The sequence below is a fragment of the Devosia sp. A449 genome, from assembly GCF_054489375.1.
In genome coordinates this window covers 81,811-101,159 of record NZ_JBTMWU010000007.1, presented here as the reverse complement: position 1 = coordinate 101,159, position 19,349 = coordinate 81,811, and the positions used below count along the sequence as shown (strand labels likewise).

Genomic DNA, 19,349 nt, shown 5'->3' with positions numbered 1-19,349 from the left:
CCGCCAATCTACAGGATTGGCGGTCCGCGCACATACCCTCTCGTCTTATATGCATTTATCGACACGCGAACCGAAAGGAACGGCGGCGATGGCGTGCTTAGCACCCAATAAATTAGCGGACGGCACGGAGGTCGCGTGTCGAGAATGCAAGCTATGTCAGCTCAAGACCAAAAATGATTGGGTCGGGCGCAACATAGCAGAAAGCAAAACCTCTAAGTTTTGCTATGTCATCACGGCGACTTATGGCCGTGGGCGCGTCGGAGAGATACTCCACGAACGCGCAGTGATCCTGACCTATTCGGATTGCCAGAAATTCCTCAAGCTCCTGCGGCGGCACGGTTACGTGGTCCGGTTGTTCATCACCGGGGAATATGGCTCCGAGAAGGGCAGGGCACATTGGAACATTATTTTATACAGTGATGATCCTCTACCCGCCTTCGCAGGATGGGACCAATATGGTCGCTGGATAAAGAAGGCGCGGTATAAACAGCGGTTCAACTGGGTTCGCTGCGATAGCAGGGGCGAACCAGTTAAGCTGCAAGATGGCCAACCGGCCTATTGGTGGCCGCATGGCTTCGTCCACATTGACGAAGTTAACGTGCCTAGCGTCCGATACGTCTGCAAGTACGTGTTGAAGGACCTCGATGCCAACGGCAAGCAAGGTCACAAGGGCCAATCCAAATCTCCACCACTCGGTACGAAGTGGTTCCGCCATCTGGCGGAACAATATGTGGAGCAGGGGCTGGCCCCCCAAACCCCCGAATACCGCTTCCCGGAAGCGCGGACGAAAGAGGGGGAACCGATCCGGTACTGGCTCAAGGGCAGGCCGCTCGAAATGTTCTTGCAACATTACATAGAGGCGTGGGCAGACCTAAAGGGCGAGCAGCCCCGCCCACCATCGCAACTGGTGGACCTTTTCCAGCAGTACGGCAAAGTGGTGAACGACGAAGCCAGGATGTTGCTGCGGCAAGAGTTCCCCCGTGGGGAAAGTAGGCTCTCTGTACCGTCCGGCGCGGCCATCAAGCGCGGAGCGGAAGAGGTCATGTATGAGCGGGCTTCGGAAGAATATGGGAACCATTTAGAAGAGCTTCGGCTCTGGGACACGCAGTGGATAGCGGAGGCAGAGAGTGGCGAAGAAAGACAAAGACGAGAAGAAAGGTGCAACGTCGAGCGCGCCGAGCAGTGGTACGCGCACCAGCACAAATGGGGGCGGCACTGGTACGAAGACGGCGGCTGGCAAATCAGCGCCAACCGCAAGGGACCCTGTGAGTGTTGCGCCCAGCCGGAACACGCCCAGCCGCCCACAGTCGTTATCGACGATGGGGGCTCCGGAAATGCTGGGTCGGACAACGGGCGGGTCAGCCAACCCGACTACGGCCTCGGCAGGGTCGGGCGCTACAACCGGGACTATCCCAGATAGAACGCCCGATCCGGTAGCACCGGACCCGGTAGCGCCGGACCCGGTAAAAATAGCGAAGCCCGCTAGGGCCTCGCAACTCAAAGTCGGCTTGCCGACGAAAAAACCTGCTGCACGAAGTTCAGACCAAAGGGATGCGCGGCAGGTAAAAATAGCCAGGAGCGATGTAGGTACGAAGTCCTACAAAAAGAAGGACAACAGTCCTAAAGCTCCCCTGGCGAATAAGCCTGCTGCACGAAGTTCAGACCCACGGGATGCGCGGCAGGCAAAAAAGGTCGAGCCAAGGCATTGCAAGGCTCGACCAAAGGATACCCGTCCTAAAGGGGGCGGTGGCGGTCAGAAACGTTATATTCCTTGGTGTGGGTGAAATTCCACCAAGCGGCGAATTCCTCGGCTTCAAGCCGGGTTCGATGGCCGTTCCAAGCGCAATGCAAGCGCCGGGCGGCGGCACAGCCAACGACGATATCGCGGGCGGTGCCATGTTCAAAGAAGACATAGTATTTCTGCGGACGCATAAAAAACTCCCTAGTAATCCTAAGACTTGGCCGCCCGGCCTTGAGGGAGCGCGCACGGAGTGCGTAAGAATTGTCGCAAAAAGCGACAATCCACAGCTTCTTAAAAAAGAAGCTAGACGAGCTCACCCAAATCATGAGTCTATGAGGCGTGGCCTCGCGGGCACGGTTCTTTGACATCGTGATTAAAAACGACGAACGGCTGCGCATGGGCGCGGCTTTTAAATAGGGGTTTCGGTTCGCATAATATATAGAAGCGCGCCCGAAACTCCTTTGGTGGTTAACGCAAAGGATGATGGCAATTGTATGAAACAATCAAAACCAATGTGGTCCAACCGCTTATCACGCGGGTTGGTACTCTGGCCGCTGGTGGGCTTGCGCACTACGGCATTACTGACGCTAGCGCTCTCGGTGAACAGCTTGCTGTCGGAGCGGGCGCTCTCGTTCTGGTGGTTCTAGAGGCGTTCCTCCGGAACCTTTGGAGGCGCAACTAATGGCGTGGGGTGACAAAGGTCACTCCACGCAAGGGGGTATGACCTATAACCCCGACAGCGCCGATTGGGATTACACGCCGGCTGGAACGGGTAGTAACTCGGACAGTGGCGGGCGCGAAGTCGCGTTTTATACCGACAATGCAAAGCCCGTTTACACGAACTCCGCTCCCGTAAATCAAGTTTCGGCGGGGCAGGTGCAAACCGGCCCCGGTGGCGGCGGTAGCGGCCCCGGCGCGGGCGGCGTAGCGACCGGCGCTGGCGGGGGCGGTAACGGCCCCGGCTCGGCGGCGGTTGTCGCAGGTCCGTTGAAGCCTAAATTGCAGAACACCACAACGAAGCTGATGGTCGGGACGGATCAGTGGGAAGCCAATCCCTATTGGTCAAATGCGGATCAATGGGAAGAGCGGTACGGGGAGCCGGGCGACTGGATTGGCGGTGTCGTCGTCGGCGTTGCCGATGTGGTGCATAATGTGAGGCGCGGGGCCGGATGGCTCGCGCAGGAAGCGCCGCGATGGAACGGCGCTATCCCCTCGTCGATCGTGGGGCCGGACCCGGTGTATCATAACGGTTGGGTGTCATACGACGAGCGGGCGTCGTGGGAAAGGGCACCGGCAGGGAGCCCAGCGGACCAGTATTGGTCGTTCTAGCGCGCGCCGGAAAGCGCGTTAATTAAGACGATTACGACGCCCAGGACTAAGCCGATCTTTAGGCACGTGATGATCGCCCAAACATGTAGTTGGACGATCTTCGTAATCAACCAAACCACTGATGATGCCCCATGAAGAAACGCACCTTTTGTAAGGGCTGCGCGCGAAAGCGCTTGGCCATTGAACGTCTATGGAAGAAAGTGAGAAGAAAATGAAGAATGTCAACCGTAAGTCGACTTCGGCGCTGAAATATCCGCGCTCGAAGCGAAACAACCCCATCATGCATTTGTCGTCTTGCATGCCGGGGGTAGCCCATCCGGTCGCCTTCATCCCGATGCTGCGGGAGGACTCTTTGGTTGGGCAGATCGACGCCACGGTCGAAATGCTGGAAACCAAAGAGCTGTTGATGAACAGCGTAACGGCGCGGTTTACCGCGTGGGTTGTGCCGTTTCTGGCGTTCGAGCGGTTCCAAGCGTCGCGGGAAGAATTGGACCGCGCCTATATGGGGGAGGGCTCGCTCGACGGGACCGGTGTGACCGCCTTTATGGAAAACGAAGCGCTGCCAGCAGGCGGTGCGGCAGCAGTGCCGCTGTATCTGTCGGCGGGCGAGCAGGGCAAGGCGGGCGACCAGATCAACACCGCGAACGCGGAGGCGTATAACCTCGTTTACAATCATCGAGCGCGGCAGGCGTCGCATAAGCTGACGCCGCGCGCGATGGCGGACCGTTCGCTCGCACCGGCGTTCTGGAGCCGGCATCAGTTCCCGCACATGGTGGCCGATTTCGATCAGGCTATGATGGAAGGACAGGTGGCGCTCCACGTGGTGAGTGGCACGGCGTTGCCGATCCATGGGATCGGCTTCGACGCGCAGAACATGCCGCATTGGAAGCTGCCGGGTCATCAGGTGTACGGCGCGGACGGTGTAGTTCATGAGGTTTCCGGCGATTACCCGGATGTTTGGGCGTCGGGCAGTCCGTCGGCCACTGGTATTTCGCTGAAGGCGAACGCCGCGCAGGGTGGTGGCGTGGTGCATCCGGACGTGTGGGCAGAAATGGCAGCGGATGGCATTTCGATTTCGCTGGCGGGTCTGGAAGAAGCGAAGAAGCTGCAAGCCTTCGCAAAGCTGCGAATGCAGTTCGAGGGGCATGATGATGAATATATCATCGATATGCTCATGCAGGGGCTGTCGGTGCCCGATCAGCATTTGAAACAACCGTTTCAGATTTACGATAGTCACCGGATGGAAGGCGGCAAGCTAAGGCGGCCTGTGTTCAGCCAGGGCAAGCGGTATGCCACGGACAGTGGCAATTTGGATGACAGCGCAACGTCGGGCTTCACCCGTGAGACCATCCGGCTGCGGGTTCCGCAGATCAACACGGGCGGGGTCGTTGTCGTGTTGATGGAAATCCTCCCAGATCAACTGTGGGAGCGCCAGCAGGATTGGTTCTTCCATACCCGGCCCGCAGGTGGGCGGGCGGGCCATGATTATTGGCCGGACGCGGAACGGGATACCCTCGACCGGGAAAAGGTCGAGGTGGTCTACAACCGCGATATGGACGTTAGTCATTCGGACCCGACCGGGTATTTCGCGTTCGAGCCGATGAACGCGAAATACAATCGTGCGCCGCCAAAGATTGGCGGGAAGTTCCATCGACCGGCTGCGGATACCCCAACCGACGATGCGCGTAAGCGCCTGTGGGCGGTGGAAGGTGTCGATCCGGCGTTGACGGATAGTTTCTTCATTGTCGAGCCCGGCACTATGCACATCAAGCCGTTTCTCGATGAAATCAATGACCCGTTTGAAATTTCGGCCCGGGGAAACTGCGTGATCACCGGGAACACACAATTCGGCGGGCTGCTTATTGAGCAGACCGGCAACTATGAGGCAGTCGCGGCGCATGCGCCGAAGGACCAGATCGTGAAGGAAGCGCCATGAGCGTAAAACTGCGTAGCATTGACCGCTGGCAACAGTTGCCCAGCGGCACGGCAATCCCGCTGCCCGGCAAGCGCCGCACAGTGACCCTGCAACTCAACGTCGATGAACCGACCAAGTTCAAGGTGTTGCAGGATAAGAAGGCCACGCTGTTGCGCGTGGTCGATCCCAGCGAATGTCCGGTCACGGTGTCATTCGCTGTCGATGGCGACTGCGCCATTGTGGCGGAGACCGGTAATGAGGTGTGGTGGTCGTCCGATGACGGCCTGATCCTAAGCTACGCGGTGGTCAGCCAGAGCTTTACCGAGCTGGAGCAGCGCATGGAAATGACGCCAGAAATGGAAGTCACCATTCTCAAGGCCAATATCCGCCACGAGCAGCGGCTGCGGGAGCAGGCCGAGTTGCTGTTGGTCAAGCAACAGCGCGAAGACGCGGCGGCGGCGAATGCCGACCCGGAGACAGGGGAAGTCAATGAAACGGAAGAGCCTGCTGACGCTAATGCAGGAACGCCAGAACCGGCTCCGGGTGCAGGAAATACACCTGCACCCTAACCGGAACTATCGGGGGGCGTTAACGCTCCCCGAACCGCCGCCACCGCCAATCTTCGCAGAACCGGCAGGCCCCTCAAAGGGCCTGCCGGATGCGTTAGCGGGCCTTGTTAATAGGCCATTCCTCGCCACGGAAACGTGGAGGGAGCAACAGCGCCGCGCCGTCCGTGAGGGGGCGCACCCAAAGGTGCTGAAATTCGAAGCGGCGTTTATCCGCCGCATGAAGCGCGTGGGCATACCGATGTGGGCCCACTGCGTTATTCGCAGCGAATACGAGCAGGCGGAAATGGTCCGCAACGGGGTGTCGAAAGACAGCCCGGACGATGGGCTCTGGCCGCATCGGGGCTGTGCCGTCGATCTAATCCACTCCGTCAAGGGGTGGCAGATGAATGACGATGAATGGAAGCTCATAGGCCATCTTGGCAAAGAGATTTCAGCCCAAATGGGCCTGAGCATGCAATGGGGCGGAGACTGGTCGTTTTACGACCCGGCCCATTGGGAAGTCAAAAACTGGAAAACCATCGCAGGAGAATACCCATGGCTACCGAAGTAAGTGCGCTGAAAATCCGCTGCAAGGCGGCGAAGCTCGATCATGATTTGCATGTCGCGCTCGTCATGAAGCGTGAGAAGTTGAGCAAGCCGGACGCCATTGTCATGGCGTATCTGGACGGCCCGATGGGTCTCCATGATCGGCTGAACCCGCCAAAGCCGAGCGATCCTACAAAGTAGGACGCGTGCGGACCGCCAATCTACAGGATTGGCGGTCCGCGCACATACCCTCTCGTCTTATATGCATTTATCGACACGCGAACCGAAAGGAACGGCGGCGATGGCGTGCTTAGCACCCAATAAATTAGCGGACGGCACGGAGGTCGCGTGTCGAGAATGCAAGCTATGTCAGCTCAAGACCAAAAATGATTGGGTCGGGCGCAACATAGCAGAAAGCAAAACCTCTAAGTTTTGCTATGTCATCACGGCGACTTATGGCCGTGGGCGCGTCGGAGAGATACTCCACGAACGCGCAGTGATCCTGACCTATTCGGATTGCCAGAAATTCCTCAAGCTCCTGCGGCGGCACGGTTACGTGGTCCGGTTGTTCATCACCGGGGAATATGGCTCCGAGAAGGGCAGGGCACATTGGAACATTATTTTATACAGTGATGATCCTCTACCCGCCTTCGCAGGATGGGACCAATATGGTCGCTGGATAAAGAAGGCGCGGTATAAACAGCGGTTCAACTGGGTTCGCTGCGATAGCAGGGGCGAACCAGTTAAGCTGCAAGATGGCCAACCGGCCTATTGGTGGCCGCATGGCTTCGTCCACATTGACGAAGTTAACGTGCCTAGCGTCCGATACGTCTGCAAGTACGTGTTGAAGGACCTCGATGCCAACGGCAAGCAAGGTCACAAGGGCCAATCCAAATCTCCACCACTCGGTACGAAGTGGTTCCGCCATCTGGCGGAACAATATGTGGAGCAGGGGCTGGCCCCCCAAACCCCCGAATACCGCTTCCCGGAAGCGCGGACGAAAGAGGGGGAACCGATCCGGTACTGGCTCAAGGGCAGGCCGCTCGAAATGTTCTTGCAACATTACATAGAGGCGTGGGCAGACCTAAAGGGCGAGCAGCCCCGCCCACCATCGCAACTGGTGGACCTTTTCCAGCAGTACGGCAAAGTGGTGAACGACGAAGCCAGGATGTTGCTGCGGCAAGAGTTCCCCCGTGGGGAAAGTAGGCTCTCTGTACCGTCCGGCGCGGCCATCAAGCGCGGAGCGGAAGAGGTCATGTATGAGCGGGCTTCGGAAGAATATGGGAACCATTTAGAAGAGCTTCGGCTCTGGGACACGCAGTGGATAGCGGAGGCAGAGAGTGGCGAAGAAAGACAAAGACGAGAAGAAAGGTGCAACGTCGAGCGCGCCGAGCAGTGGTACGCGCACCAGCACAAATGGGGGCGGCACTGGTACGAAGACGGCGGCTGGCAAATCAGCGCCAACCGCAAGGGACCCTGTGAGTGTTGCGCCCAGCCGGAACACGCCCAGCCGCCCACAGTCGTTATCGACGATGGGGGCTCCGGAAATGCTGGGTCGGACAACGGGCGGGTCAGCCAACCCGACTACGGCCTCGGCAGGGTCGGGCGCTACAACCGGGACTATCCCAGATAGAACGCCCGATCCGGTAGCACCGGACCCGGTAGCGCCGGACCCGGTAAAAATAGCGAAGCCCGCTAGGGCCTCGCAACTCAAAGTCGGCTTGCCGACGAAAAAACCTGCTGCACGAAGTTCAGACCAAAGGGATGCGCGGCAGGTAAAAATAGCCAGGAGCGATGTAGGTACGAAGTCCTACAAAAAGAAGGACAACAGTCCTAAAGCTCCCCTGGCGAATAAGCCTGCTGCACGAAGTTCAGACCCACGGGATGCGCGGCAGGCAAAAAAGGTCGAGCCAAGGCATTGCAAGGCTCGACCAAAGGATACCCGTCCTAAAGGGGGCGGTGGCGGTCAGAAACGTTATATTCCTTGGTGTGGGTGAAATTCCACCAAGCGGCGAATTCCTCGGCTTCAAGCCGGGTTCGATGGCCGTTCCAAGCGCAATGCAAGCGCCGGGCGGCGGCACAGCCAACGACGATATCGCGGGCGGTGCCATGTTCAAAGAAGACATAGTATTTCTGCGGACGCATAAAAAACTCCCTAGTAATCCTAAGACTTGGCCGCCCGGCCTTGAGGGAGCGCGCACGGAGTGCGTAAGAATTGTCGCAAAAAGCGACAATCCACAGCTTCTTAAAAAAGAAGCTAGACGAGCTCACCCAAATCATGAGTCTATGAGGCGTGGCCTCGCGGGCACGGTTCTTTGACATCGTGATTAAAAACGACGAACGGCTGCGCATGGGCGCGGCTTTTAAATAGGGGTTTCGGTTCGCATAATATATATTATGGAACTAAAATGGACATCAGAAGTGGATTATCTGGCGAAATTCGCCATTGAGCCTGCATAATTGCGATGGACAATTTTGACCGTTTGGTCAAACTATCAGAAACGACGCTGAGCATTGGAGGATGTGCATGCGCTTCGGTTATAAGGCATCCGCTGAACAATTCGCGCCCAACCGGCTGCTGCAGTTCGCTATCGAGGCCGAACAGGCTGGCTTCGAGTCGGTGTTCATCAGCGACCATTTCCAGCCTTGGAAGCATACCGACGGCCATGCGCCGTTTGCGCCGGCCTGGATGGCTGCGGTCCTGGCGCGCACGGAAAAGCTGGTGGTCGGCACTTCAGTGCTGACGCCGACCTTTCGGCTGCATCCATCCGTTGTCGCGCAGGCCTTTGGCACGCTGGGCGCGATGTTCCCCGAACGCGTCATTCTGGGCGTCGGCACTGGCGAGTCGCTCAATGAAGTTCCGGCCACCGGCATGGTGTGGCCCGAACTCAAGGAGCGTTCGGCGCGCCTGCGCGAGGCCGTGGCGCTGATCCGCAAGCTGTGGAGCGAAGAGCGCGTCAGTTTCGAAGGCGAATTCTATCGTACGCAGAATGCGACGATTTATGATCGTCCGGACAAAATGGTGCCGATCTATCTGGCTGGTGCCGGGCCGCTCAATGCCAAATATGCCGGGCGTGCCGGCGATGGCTTTATCTGCACATCCGGCAAGGGCGAGGAGCTCTATAAGGACATTCTGCTCCCCAATGTTGCCATTGGCCGCGCTGAATCCGATCGGGCTGCCCTGCCCTTTGAGCGCATGATCGAGGTCAAGGTCTCGTTCGATCCCGATGCCGAGGCCGCGCTCAATAATACGCGCAGCTGGGCGGCGCTGTCGCTGACACCGGAAGAAAAGCATTCGGTGGAAGATCCGGCGGAAATGGAGCGGTTGGCCGCACAATTGCCGATCGAGCGCATCGCCAAGCGCTGGATCGTCTCCAGTGACCCCGAGGAGCATGTCCAGGCCATCAAGACCTATATGGACTATGGCTTTGATCATCTGGTGTTTCATGCGCCGGGCGAAGACCAGAGCCGCTTCATTGCGCTTTACGCCAGGGAAATCCTGCCACGGCTGCGGGCGTTGGCGCCCAAGGCCACCAGCTAGGACCAGTCGATCATGCCACTGCCACGCTACAGCGTTTGGGGGGTCACCGGCGTACCGGAGATCGGTGCGGGCGATGACCTCGTCGCGCTGATCGCCAAGGCCATCGATGAGACCACCAGCAAGGATGCCGACGCCGCGCTGCGGGATGGCGATATCCTGGTGATCACCAGTAAAATCGTCTCTAAAGCCGAAGGCCGGCAGGTGCCGGTCGTCGACCGCGAAAAGGCCATTGCCGAGGACACGGTGCGCGTCGTGGCCGAGCGCGTGCATCCGGGCGGCGTCACCCAGATCGTTGAAACCCGCCACGGGCTGATCATGGCCGCGGCCGGTATCGACACGTCCAATGTGCCCGATGGACTGGCATTGCGCCTGCCGGAAGACCCGGACCGTTCGGCGCGCGACCTCTGCGCCGGGCTGCGTCGGCGCTTTGGCGTCGAGCTGGGCATTGTCGTCACCGACACTTTTGGCCGGCCATGGCGCGTCGGGCAGACCGACGTGGCCATTGGCGCGGCGGGGATTATTGTCACCGACGATCTGCGCGGCGGTGTCGATGCCAATGGTCGGCCGCTCAATGTCACCATCACCGTGCTGGCCGACGAAATCGCCGGCGCCGCCGATCTGGTCAAGGGCAAGGCCAGCGGCATTCCGGTCGCCGTGGTGCGCGGCCTCGGCCATCTGGTGACGGCGCTCGATGCGCCCGGAGCTCATACGCTGGTGCGCTCGGTGGATGACGACATGTTCCGCTTCGGCTCGGCCGAGGCCTATCGCCTAGGCTACGAGGCGGCACTGGCCGACCACAACGAGGTCGCAGTCCGCCCGCCCAAACGCGTTAAACAGGACTGACCCTCATGCGCCCCCTGCCCTCGTTCCTTGCCTTTGCCCTGCTGGCGGCTTCATCCACTGTCGTGCTGGCGCAAACCAGCTATCCATTGACCCTCGAAAATTGCGGTGAGACCGTAACGCTGGCGGCCGCGCCGCAACGCGTAGTGACCATCAAATCCACCACCACCGAAATGCTGCTGGCGCTGGGGCTCGGCGAGCGGATCGTCGGCATTGGCTTCATGGATGGGCCGGTGCCCGAACCATGGGCCGCGCAAGCGGCAACATTGCCGGTACTGGCCGACAAGGCTCCGTCGCCCGAAGTGGTGCTCGAAGCCGAGCCGGATCTGGTTTATGCCGGCTGGGAGAGCAATTTCTCCGCTGATGGCGCTGGCGAACGCGCCACGCTGGCGGCATTGGGCGTTGCCAGTTATGTGTCGCCGCCGGCCTGTCGCTCGATCAAACCGCCAAAGCTGACTTTTGAGGCTGTATTCAACGAAATCGCTGAAATCGGCACCATGTTTGACGCCGCGCCAGCGGCCGAGGCACTGATTGCCGAACAGCGGGCCGCGCTGGCGGCCATCGTGCCGGACATGCGCGGCCTGACCGCGCTCTGGTATTCCTCCGCCAGCAAGACCCCTTATGTCGGGGCCGGCAGCAATGCGCCGCAAATGATGCTGGAGGCGCTGGGGCTGGAAAACATCATGGCCGGCGTCGATGAGGGCTGGGTGTCGGTCAGCTGGGAAGCCGTGGTCGATGCCAATCCAGATGTCATCGTGCTGGTCGATTCAATCGGCAATCCGGCAGCCCGGAAACAGGAGTTTCTGGCGGAAAACCCGATCACCAGCAAGCTCGACGCCGTCGCCCACCAGCGCTATCTGATCGTGCCTTTCCCCGCCGCCGAGGCCGGCGTGCGCAACGTCGGGGCCACGGCCGATATGGCCGCTCAGCTCGCCCGGCTCAGTTTTACGCCGTGACGCAGCCTCGGCTGGCGACACTTGGCCTCGGGCTGTTGGTGCTGCTGTTCGCCAGCCTGGTGCTGGCGGTGACGTTTGGTCCGGCCGATATCGCGCCAACCGAAGTGTGGCAGACTATTGCCTATCATTTCGGGCTCGTGGCCGAGAGCCCGGTGAGCCGGTTGCGCGATGCCATTATCTGGGAATTGCGCCTGCCGCGCGTGCTGGCCGCCGCTGGCGTTGGCGCAGGGCTGGCGCTGTGTGGCGCGGTGATGCAAGCGCTGATGCGCAACCCACTGGCCGATCCTTATCTGCTGGGGCTGTCCTCGGGCGCGTCGCTTGGTGCGGTTGGCTTTCTGTTGCTCGGCGCGTCGCTGCTGATGCCATTGGGTGCGTTTCTTGGCGCTGGGGCGGCGATGGCGCTGACTCTTCTGGTGACGCAATTGCTGGGCGGGGCCACGCCAAGTCGGGCCATTCTCGCCGGCATTTCGATTTCGGCGCTGGCCGCCGCTGCCACCTCGTTCCTCATTTTTTGGTCGGCGACCGGTGATTCCTATCGTGAAATCCTGAGCTGGCTGATGGGCTCGCTGGGTGGCGTGGTCTGGGCCGACGCGCTGCTGGTGCTGGCGGCGCTGGCGCTGGCCGGCCTGCCGGTGCTGCTGTCCGGCCGTTCACTCGACGCCTTTGCCTTTGGCGACACGGCGGCCGCTGCGCTGGGTGTCGATGTTGCCCGGCTGCGCTGGTGGCTGCTGGGTGGCACGGCGCTGCTGACCGGCGTGCTGGTGTCTATCGGCGGCGCGATCGGCTTTGTCGGGCTGATCATTCCGCATCTGGCGCGGCTGCTCACCGGCTCGCGCCATCGCGTGCTGCTGCCGATTTCCATGCTGCTGGGCGCATGCTTCATGATCTGGACCGATACGGCGGCGCGCAGCCTGTTTGCGCCGCGCGAATTGCCTGTGGGGATCATCACTGCCCTGCTCGGCGCGCCGATTTTTCTCATCGTACTACTGCGCTATCGGCGGGTCACATGAGCGCCGGGCTGGCCATTGCCGGGGTCACGGTGCGGCTGGGCGCGCAGACCATTCTCAGCGGCATCGATCTGGCGGCCAGACCGGGTCAGGTCACGGGTCTGATCGGCCCCAATGGTGCCGGAAAATCCACGCTGATGCATGCCATGCTCGGACTGGTGCCGCTGGCTGGCGGTTCGGTGCGCTTTGATGATGCCGACCTGCTGGCGCTGCCGCGGCGCAGCCGGGCGCAATTCACCGCCTTTGTCGAGCAGAGCGGCGGCACTGAAGAGCGGCTGGCGGTGCGCGATGTTGTGATGCTGGGCCGCATTCCGTTTCAGCCGGTCTGGCAATCAGCCCCCTCCCCTGACGACCTTGCTGTGGTCGATGCCGCCATGGCCGAAGTCGACATGACGGCATTTGCCGACCGGCTCTACCACACGCTGTCGGGAGGCGAGCAGCAGCGCATCCAGCTGGCGCGCGCGCTGGCGCAGCAACCCAGATTGCTGATCCTCGATGAGCCGACCAACCATCTCGATATTCATGCGCAGCTCGCCACGCTGGAGCTGTTGCGCCGCCGCGCTCGGGCTGGCGCGACGGTGTTGCTGGCGCTGCATGATCTCAATCTGGCGGCTGCTTTCTGCGATTGCCTGGTGGTGCTGCATGGCGGCAAGCAGGTGGCGTCGGGGCCGCCGGAGCAGGTGCTGACCCCTGCCCTGCTGCGCGAGGTCTATGGCGTCAACGCGGTGCTGCTGCGCCATCCCAGCAACGGCAAGCCGCTGATCGCTTATGACCTGCCCGGATAAATCGATGCCGCCGCGCAATTGCGATTGACAATGACACGGCTTCAACTCAAATTTTGATCGAACGGTCAAATTTAAGATCGACACGGCGGGAGGCGCTTATGGAATTCGGCATCACTTTCAAAGGCTTCATTGAAGCGGAACGCGCACGTTACCTGGTGCGCGCCGCCGAATATGCCGGGTTCAGCCATTGCTGGTTCTACGATTCCCACATTCTCTGGCGCGACTGCTACGCCGCCATTGCCATGTGCATGGAACACACCACCAAGATGCGCTTTGGTCCGCTGGTGACCAATCCGGACGTGCGCGACTGGTCCGTCGCCGCTTCGATTTTCGGTTCGCTGTCCAAGCAGAGCGGCGGGCGCTTTGATCTGGCCGTGGGCCGGGGCGATAGCTCGATGCGCGTCATGGGCAAAAAGCCGGCGACTTTGGCCCGCGTCACCGAATTCATCTCCAAGACCCAGGCCATGGTGCGCGGCGAGGAGGTCAGCTATGGCGAAATCCCGGCGCCGGTGAAATTCCCCTGGGCCGTGGGCCATGAAATGCCAAGCTGGATTGCCGCTTACGGCCCGCTGGCGCTCAAGACCGCCGGCGAACATGCCGATGGCGTGGTGCTGCAGCTGGCCGATCCGGGCCTGTGCAAATGGTTCACCGACCAGTGCCTCGACGCCGGCAAGGCCGCTGGCCGCGACATGTCGAACTTCCGCTCCATGGCCGCCGCGCCGGCCTATTTCGGCGACAAGGCCCGCGCCATTGAAGCGACCAAGTGGTTCCCGGCCATGGTGGGCAACCATGTTGCTGATATCGTAGAGAAATACGGCGCCGACAACGACCAGATCCCCAAGAGCCTGACCAGCTATGTTGAGAAGCGCCGGGGCTATGATTATTCCAAGCACGGCCAGTCGGATAACCCTTTCCTCGACTTCATTACCCCCGATGTGGTGGAGAATTTCTGCGTGCTGGGCGAACCCGAGGATCACATCGCCAAGATGAAGGCGCTGAAGGCCGCCGGCGTGACCCAGTTCAACATCTATCTCGATAGCGGCGACGAGGAAGAGATCATTGCCGGCTATGGCCGCCACGTGATCCCGGCGTTCCGCTAAGGTTTTAGCGGTTCAAAATCGCGCCGCTGAGCACATCGATCTGCATGCCATCAAACGCCGGGGTCACATTCCCCGGCGTTTCTGCGTCGGTGTGAGCGTAGTCGAGGTCGATATGCATATTGGTCAGTACGGCCTGTTTCGGGGCGAAACGGTCGATCCAGTCGAGGGTTTCCGGCAGACTGAGATGGCTCGGATGCGGGGCATGGCGCAGGGCGTCGATGATCCAGAGATCGAGGCCGGAGATGGCGGCGAATGAGGATTCAGGGAAGCCTGAGAGGTCGCAGCAATAGGCAAAATTGGCGACGCGGAAACCCAAAGAGATAATGTTTCCATGGGCTTGCTCGAATGCGCTGACGCTAATTGTCCCGCCGGGACCGTCGACGGTGAGCACATCGCCGGCAGCGATGGTGTGGGCGTTGAGGATGGGCGGGTAGTCACTGCCGGGGGGCGCGATGAAGCAATAGCCGAAGGCTTCGTGCAGGCGCTCGCTGGTTTCGGCGTCGGCGTAAACGTCGACGCGGCGGCGATTGTGCAAGGCCAGCACTCTGAGGTCGTCGATGCCGTGGGTGTGGTCGGCGTGGGAGTGGGTGTAAAGCACCGCCTCGACGCGGTCGACATTGGCGGTGAGGAGCTGCTCGCGCAGGTCGCAGCCGGTGTCGATCAGCACGCGGGTCGGTTGGTCGCTGCCCTCGCTAAACCCTTCCAGCAGCAGCGAACATCGCAGCCGCCGGTTGCGCGGATTGGCCGGATCGCAGTCGCCCCAGACATTGCCGATGCGCGGAACGCCGCCGGATGAACCGCAGCCAAGGATGGTTGCAACGATCCGTTGGGCTGCCGGCATGGTTCAAGCAAGCCCGGTTTTGCTGAATAGCCGGGCGAAGTTGGCCGTGGTTTCGGCGCCGAGCTGTTCGAGCGAAATGCCGCGGGTTTCTGCCAGCTTTTCGGCGGTGTGGCGGACGTAGCTGGGCTCGTTGGACTGGCCGCGATGCGGGATCGGCGCCAGATAAGGTGCATCAGTTTCAACGAGATAGCGGTCAGCCGGAACGAATTTGGCGACTTCGCGGATCTCTTCGGCGTTCTTGAAGGTGATGATGCCGGAGAAAGAGATGTAGCCGCCCAGCGCCAAGGCGCGGCGGGCGAGGTCGACGCCGGCGGTGAAGCAGTGCAGCACGAAGGGGAAGGCCCCCTGCCCGCTCTCGGCTTCGAGGATCGCCGCCATGTCGTCGTCAGCGGCGCGGCTGTGGATAACCAGTGGAAGACCGGTGATCCTGGCGGCGGCGATGTGGCGCAGCAGACCAGTCTTTTGCGCCTCGCGCGGGGCGTTGTCGTAGAAGTAATCCAGCCCGGCTTCGCCGATAGCAACGCAACGGGGATGGGCACTTAGCCGGACAAGATCATCCGTTTGTATATGCAGTTCCTGGTCCGCGTGATGCGGATGGGTGCCGACCGAACACCAGATATTGGGGTAGCGTTCGGCGATGGCGGCGTATGTGGAAAACTTATCCACATGTGTGGATATCGTCACCATGCCGGTGACGCCGGCGGCCTCGGCACGGGCCAGAACGCCGTCGATATCATTGGCCAGGGCCTCGAAATCGAGGTGGCAATGGCTGTCGATCAGCATTTATTCGGCTTGCGTTCGAGGCGGGCGAACACGCCCTGCGGCGCCGGAAGTTCAAGCCCCGGCTGCAAGCATGCTGACAGTTTGCTGTCAGAAAGCTGACGGTTTTCTTGTGGCACGCTGAGCTGATCGAGCAGCCGAGCCGCCGAGGCCGGCACAAAGGCCTGCATCGGGATGGTCAGGCGCCGCACGGTGTCAGCCGTAACGTAGAGTACGGTGCCCATGCGGGCCGGATCGGTCTTTTTCAGCGCCCAGGGTTCCTGAGCGGCAAAGTAATTATTGGCCGAGCTGAGGGCGGCAATGATGGCACCGGTGGCTTCATGCACCAGTTGCTCGTCCATGGCCTTCTGGGCGGTGTCGAGGGCGGCAGTGACTTCATCGATCAGCGCCTGATCGGCTTCGGTCAGGGGACCGGGCTGCGGCACCTTGGCGTCGCAGTTCTTGTTGATCATCGACAGCGAGCGCTGCGCCAGATTGCCGAGGTTGTTGGCGAGGTCGGCGTTGACGCGCAGCACCAGCTTGTCGTGGCTGTAATCGCCATCATGGCCGAAGGAAACTTCGCGCAGGAAGAAGTAGCGCGCGGCGTCGACGCCGAACTCCTCGATCAGCTCGAACGGGTCGATGACGTTGCCGAGCGACTTGCTCATCTTCTGGCCGTCAACGGTGAGGAAGCCATGGGCGAAGACGCGATGCTGCACGTCGATGCCGGCGCTCATCAGGAAAGCGGGCCAATAGACGGTGTGGAAGCGGATGATGTCCTTGCCGATGACATGCAGGTCCGCCGGCCAGAACTTCTTGAATAGCTCACTGGCTTCGTCGGGGAAGCCGACGCCGGTGATGTAATTGGTCAGCGCGTCGATCCACACATACATCACGTGCCCAGGCGCGCCCGGCACCGGGATGCCCCAGTCAAAGGTGGTGCGGGAGATGGAGAGGTCCTGCAGCCCGCCCTTCACGAAGGAGATGATCTCGTTGCGGCGCTCCTTGGGAGCGATGAAGTCGGGATTGGTCTCGTAGAGGTCGAGCAGCTTCTGCTGATAGGCCGAGAGGCGGAAGAAATAGCTGGGCTCTTCGACCCATTCGACGGGGGCGCCGGAGGGGGCGAATTTCTTGCCGTCTTTTTCGGTCAGCTCGCCATCATCGAAATAGGCTTCGTCGCGAACCGAGTACCAGCCCTTGTAGGTGGACTGGAAAATGTCGCCGTCGTGATTGGCGGCCATCTTTTCCCAGATTGCCTGGCTGGCCGCATGGTGGCGCGGCTCGGTGGTGCGAATGAAATCGTCGTTGGACACGTCGAGCGCTGCGGCCAGCCGCTTGAACTCGGCCGAGTTGCGGTCGGCCAGCTCGCGGGTGGTTATGCCCTGCGCGGCGGCGGTCTGCACCATCTTGATGCCGTGCTCATCGGTGCCGGTGAGGAAATACACCTCGCGCCCTTCCAGGCGCTTCCAGCGGGCGATGGCGTCGGTCGCAATCATCTCATAGGCGTGGCCGATATGAGGCGCGCCATTGGGATAGGAAATCGCGGTCGTGACGTAAAACGGCTTGAGGGTCATAGGGGCTCGGCAGAAACGGGGGCGGTCAATGAAACATGCTTTCGGATTGCATCAAAGATGGCAATGAGCGTCTGTTTCATATCCAGATTGATGCTGTCGGCATCAGCGAAAAGGGCGTGAGCCTTGTCCCATAGCTCGGTTGCCGAGGCAAGACGGATACGGGAATGCGGCTGCATGGCGGCGTTGCGGGCCTCGTCGGCCATCCAGTCATCCAGCATCTCGCGGGCAAAGCTGAGTTCGGTGCTGGTCGGGTCAGCGCCGAGCGCCTCGGCCAGCTTGAGGCTGACGCCGGCGGGGTGCTGGGCCGGATTGACCAGCCAGGCCTGCAAGGCGCCCAAGGCCGATTCCGGCTCCAGCGCCAAGGTCTCGAAGGCGCGGCGCGGGCGGCCACCGGCCAAAGCCACGGCGCGGTCAATCTCGCCCTGCCCCATGGCACCGTCCTGCTCGACCAATACGGCGCGCACGAGGTCGTCGCTGAGCGGGCGCAGCGCGATGCTGTGGCAGCGCGAGCGGATGGTGGGCAGCAATTGGCCGGGGCGATGCGAGACCAAGAGGAAGATGGTCTCAGCCGGCGGCTCCTCAAGGATTTTCAGCAGCGCATTGGCGGCGGACGGGTTCAGATCGTCAATGCTGTCGATGATGGCGACGCGGTAGCCGCTGCGGCCGCGCGTCTGGTGCAGGCGATCACGCAGCGGATGGCTATCGCCGCTGTCGCGGCGGGCGATCTGGTCGACCGAGATAGTGGCGCTGATCTTGCTGCCGGTCTTGTTGAGGGTGCGGCGCACCAGAAACAGATTGGGATGCGACAGTGAGGCAATCTGTTCGTCGACGCGCTGAGCGTCCTCGTCGCCGGTGGCGACAAAGATGGCGGCGGCCATTTCAAAGGCGAAGGTGGCCTTGCCGATGCCCTGCGGCCCATGCAGCAGAATGGCGCCCGGCAGGCGGCGCTCGGTCAACTGGCTGAGGATGGCGGCGCGGACGTCATCATGGCCACGCGCCAACTGGCGGCGTTCCGGGGTGGCCAGACCGGCAATGGCGTCAGGATCGCTCATGCCTGCGCCCCACCCAGCAATTCTGGAAAGCGCTGGCGCACGGCGTCCCAGATCGCCGCTTCCAGAGCGTCGACCGACTGGTCGGCCGAGATGACGATGCAGCGCTCAGGATTGTCGCGGGCGATGGCGAGAAAGCCGTCGCGCAGCCGCTTGTGCCACTCGATCTCTTCCTTTTCGAAGCGGTCGCCGGTCAGCGCCAGCCCATCTTCGACAGCGCGCTCGGCGACGCGCTTGAAGGCGAGGTCGGGGTCCATGTCGAGCACGATGGTGAGATCGGGCGTATGGCCGTCGAGGGCCAGGGATTCGAGGCCGGCAATCAGCTTGTCGGGTACGCCGCCGGTCAGGCCCTGATAGGCGCGCGTGGAATCATGGAAGCGGTCGGACAGCACCCAGACGCCGTTGCGCAGATTGGGAGCGATGAGCTGGGTGACGTGATCGAGGCGCGCGGCGGCGAACAGCACGGCTTCAGCGCCGGCGCCCCAGCTTTCGGAGCGCCCCTGCAGGATGAAGGAGCGGATCGCCTCGGCCTTTGGGGTGCCGCCGGGCTCGCGGGTGCGCACGACCTCAATGCCCAGCCGCTGCAGGTTTTGCAGCAGGCGTTTGACCTGGGTGGATTTGCCGACGCCTTCACCACCCTCAAAGGTGATGAAACGGGCGCGATTGGCTTTGGGAGTTTGGTGCAACATATGTCCGTCTTCCACTGGCCCGATCCTGGTCACGTCCACCGCGCGTTAAAATCGGGCCTAACCCGAGGGCTATGGAACTGCTGCGCGCCCGTCAAGTGAAGAGGGTATGGGGCGGGAGTGAGGGGGACG

20 protein-coding genes are annotated in these 19,349 nt (G+C 61.2%); 13 read left to right on the top strand and 7 right to left on the bottom strand.

Annotated elements, in window-relative coordinates; all coding sequences use genetic code 11:
- Positions 1-88 precede the first annotated feature (88 nt).
- On the top strand, positions 89-1,420 hold the full coding sequence (locus ACX3OW_RS17680) for a rolling circle replication-associated protein (RefSeq protein WP_459097114.1): 1,332 nt from the start codon (positions 89-91) through the stop codon (positions 1,418-1,420).
- Between the two features lie 314 nt (positions 1,421-1,734).
- Here ACX3OW_RS17680 and ACX3OW_RS17675 read toward each other — a convergent pair whose 3' ends face one another.
- Positions 1,735-1,932: a hypothetical protein gene (locus ACX3OW_RS17675; protein WP_459097113.1), complete on the bottom strand. Its 198-nt coding sequence runs from the start codon at positions 1,930-1,932 to the stop codon at positions 1,735-1,737.
- Positions 1,933-2,461: 529 nt separating this feature from the next.
- Here ACX3OW_RS17675 and ACX3OW_RS17670 point away from each other — a divergent pair.
- The 6 genes from ACX3OW_RS17670 to ACX3OW_RS17645 all read left to right on the top strand — a co-directional run bounded on the left by ACX3OW_RS17670 (position 2,462) and on the right by ACX3OW_RS17645 (position 7,712).
- Entirely contained in the window at positions 2,462-3,070 is a 609-nt protein-coding gene (locus ACX3OW_RS17670) for a hypothetical protein (RefSeq protein ID WP_459097119.1), read from the top strand.
- A gap of 211 nt (positions 3,071-3,281) precedes the next feature.
- The gene (locus ACX3OW_RS17665; protein ID WP_459097118.1) at positions 3,282-5,006 is read left to right on the top strand and encodes a hypothetical protein; all 1,725 of its coding nucleotides are present in this window, start codon (positions 3,282-3,284) and stop codon (positions 5,004-5,006) included.
- On the top strand, positions 5,003-5,554 hold the full coding sequence (locus tag ACX3OW_RS17660) for a hypothetical protein (RefSeq protein ID WP_459097117.1): 552 nt from the start codon (positions 5,003-5,005) through the stop codon (positions 5,552-5,554). The genes ACX3OW_RS17665 and ACX3OW_RS17660 overlap by 4 nt, the downstream gene beginning before the upstream one ends.
- Positions 5,475-6,104 carry a M15 family metallopeptidase domain-containing protein gene (locus ACX3OW_RS17655; RefSeq protein WP_459097116.1) on the top strand — a complete coding sequence of 210 codons (630 nt, stop codon included), beginning with the start codon at positions 5,475-5,477 and terminating at the stop codon, positions 6,102-6,104. The genes ACX3OW_RS17660 and ACX3OW_RS17655 overlap by 80 nt, the downstream gene beginning before the upstream one ends.
- Positions 6,089-6,280, top strand: a complete 192-nt coding sequence (locus ACX3OW_RS17650) for a hypothetical protein (protein ID WP_459097115.1) — start codon at positions 6,089-6,091, stop codon at positions 6,278-6,280. Before ACX3OW_RS17655 ends, ACX3OW_RS17650 begins: the two co-directional genes overlap by 16 nt.
- Positions 6,281-6,380: 100 nt before the next feature.
- Positions 6,381-7,712 carry a rolling circle replication-associated protein gene (locus ACX3OW_RS17645; protein ID WP_459097114.1) on the top strand — a complete coding sequence of 444 codons (1,332 nt, stop codon included), beginning with the start codon at positions 6,381-6,383 and terminating at the stop codon, positions 7,710-7,712.
- A gap of 314 nt (positions 7,713-8,026) precedes the next feature.
- Here the strand turns inward: ACX3OW_RS17645 and ACX3OW_RS17640 are convergent, their stop codons facing one another.
- Positions 8,027-8,224: a hypothetical protein gene (locus ACX3OW_RS17640; protein WP_459097113.1), complete on the bottom strand. Its 198-nt coding sequence runs from the start codon at positions 8,222-8,224 to the stop codon at positions 8,027-8,029.
- 382 nt (positions 8,225-8,606) lie between these two features.
- On the opposite strand from ACX3OW_RS17640, the gene fgd reads away from it, so the two are divergent.
- The 6 genes from fgd to ACX3OW_RS17610 all read left to right on the top strand — a co-directional run bounded on the left by fgd (position 8,607) and on the right by ACX3OW_RS17610 (position 14,308).
- Positions 8,607-9,620 (top strand): glucose-6-phosphate dehydrogenase (coenzyme-F420), encoded by a 1,014-nt coding sequence (fgd, locus tag ACX3OW_RS17635; RefSeq protein WP_459097112.1) that lies wholly within the window; start codon positions 8,607-8,609, stop codon positions 9,618-9,620.
- Positions 9,621-9,632: 12 nt separating this feature from the next.
- Entirely contained in the window at positions 9,633-10,463 is an 831-nt protein-coding gene (cofE, locus tag ACX3OW_RS17630; protein ID WP_459097111.1) for a coenzyme F420-0:L-glutamate ligase, read from the top strand.
- Between the two features lie 5 nt (positions 10,464-10,468).
- Positions 10,469-11,416 carry a putative F420-0 ABC transporter substrate-binding protein gene (locus tag ACX3OW_RS17625; protein WP_459097110.1) on the top strand — a complete coding sequence of 316 codons (948 nt, stop codon included), beginning with the start codon at positions 10,469-10,471 and terminating at the stop codon, positions 11,414-11,416.
- Complete coding sequence (locus ACX3OW_RS17620) at positions 11,413-12,426, top strand: putative F420-0 ABC transporter permease subunit (RefSeq protein WP_459097109.1); 1,014 nt, start codon at positions 11,413-11,415, stop codon at positions 12,424-12,426. The genes ACX3OW_RS17625 and ACX3OW_RS17620 overlap by 4 nt, the downstream gene beginning before the upstream one ends.
- Positions 12,423-13,208 (top strand): ABC transporter ATP-binding protein, encoded by a 786-nt coding sequence (locus ACX3OW_RS17615; protein ID WP_459097108.1) that lies wholly within the window; start codon positions 12,423-12,425, stop codon positions 13,206-13,208. Before ACX3OW_RS17620 ends, ACX3OW_RS17615 begins: the two co-directional genes overlap by 4 nt.
- A gap of 98 nt (positions 13,209-13,306) precedes the next feature.
- Positions 13,307-14,308 (top strand): TIGR03842 family LLM class F420-dependent oxidoreductase, encoded by a 1,002-nt coding sequence (locus ACX3OW_RS17610; protein WP_459097107.1) that lies wholly within the window; start codon positions 13,307-13,309, stop codon positions 14,306-14,308.
- A 4-nt stretch (positions 14,309-14,312) separates the two neighbouring features.
- Here ACX3OW_RS17610 and ACX3OW_RS17605 read toward each other — a convergent pair whose 3' ends face one another.
- From ACX3OW_RS17605 to tmk, 5 genes are read right to left on the bottom strand one after another with little or no spacing between them, the layout of a single operon-like run.
- Positions 14,313-15,149 carry an MBL fold metallo-hydrolase gene (locus tag ACX3OW_RS17605; protein WP_459097106.1) on the bottom strand — a complete coding sequence of 279 codons (837 nt, stop codon included), beginning with the start codon at positions 15,147-15,149 and terminating at the stop codon, positions 14,313-14,315.
- Between the two features lie 3 nt (positions 15,150-15,152).
- Positions 15,153-15,932: a TatD family hydrolase gene (locus ACX3OW_RS17600; RefSeq protein ID WP_459097105.1), complete on the bottom strand. Its 780-nt coding sequence runs from the start codon at positions 15,930-15,932 to the stop codon at positions 15,153-15,155.
- A complete protein-coding gene (gene metG, locus ACX3OW_RS17595) occupies positions 15,926-17,482 on the bottom strand; it encodes a methionine--tRNA ligase (RefSeq protein ID WP_459097104.1) in 1,557 nt (518 codons plus the stop codon). The genes ACX3OW_RS17600 and metG overlap by 7 nt, the downstream gene beginning before the upstream one ends.
- A complete protein-coding gene (locus ACX3OW_RS17590) occupies positions 17,479-18,534 on the bottom strand; it encodes an AAA family ATPase (protein ID WP_459097103.1) in 1,056 nt (351 codons plus the stop codon). The genes metG and ACX3OW_RS17590 overlap by 4 nt, the downstream gene beginning before the upstream one ends.
- Positions 18,531-19,220, bottom strand: a complete 690-nt coding sequence (tmk, locus tag ACX3OW_RS17585; protein ID WP_459097102.1) for a dTMP kinase — start codon at positions 19,218-19,220, stop codon at positions 18,531-18,533. Before tmk ends, ACX3OW_RS17590 begins: the two co-directional genes overlap by 4 nt.
- Between the last annotated feature and the right edge of the window lie 129 nt (positions 19,221-19,349).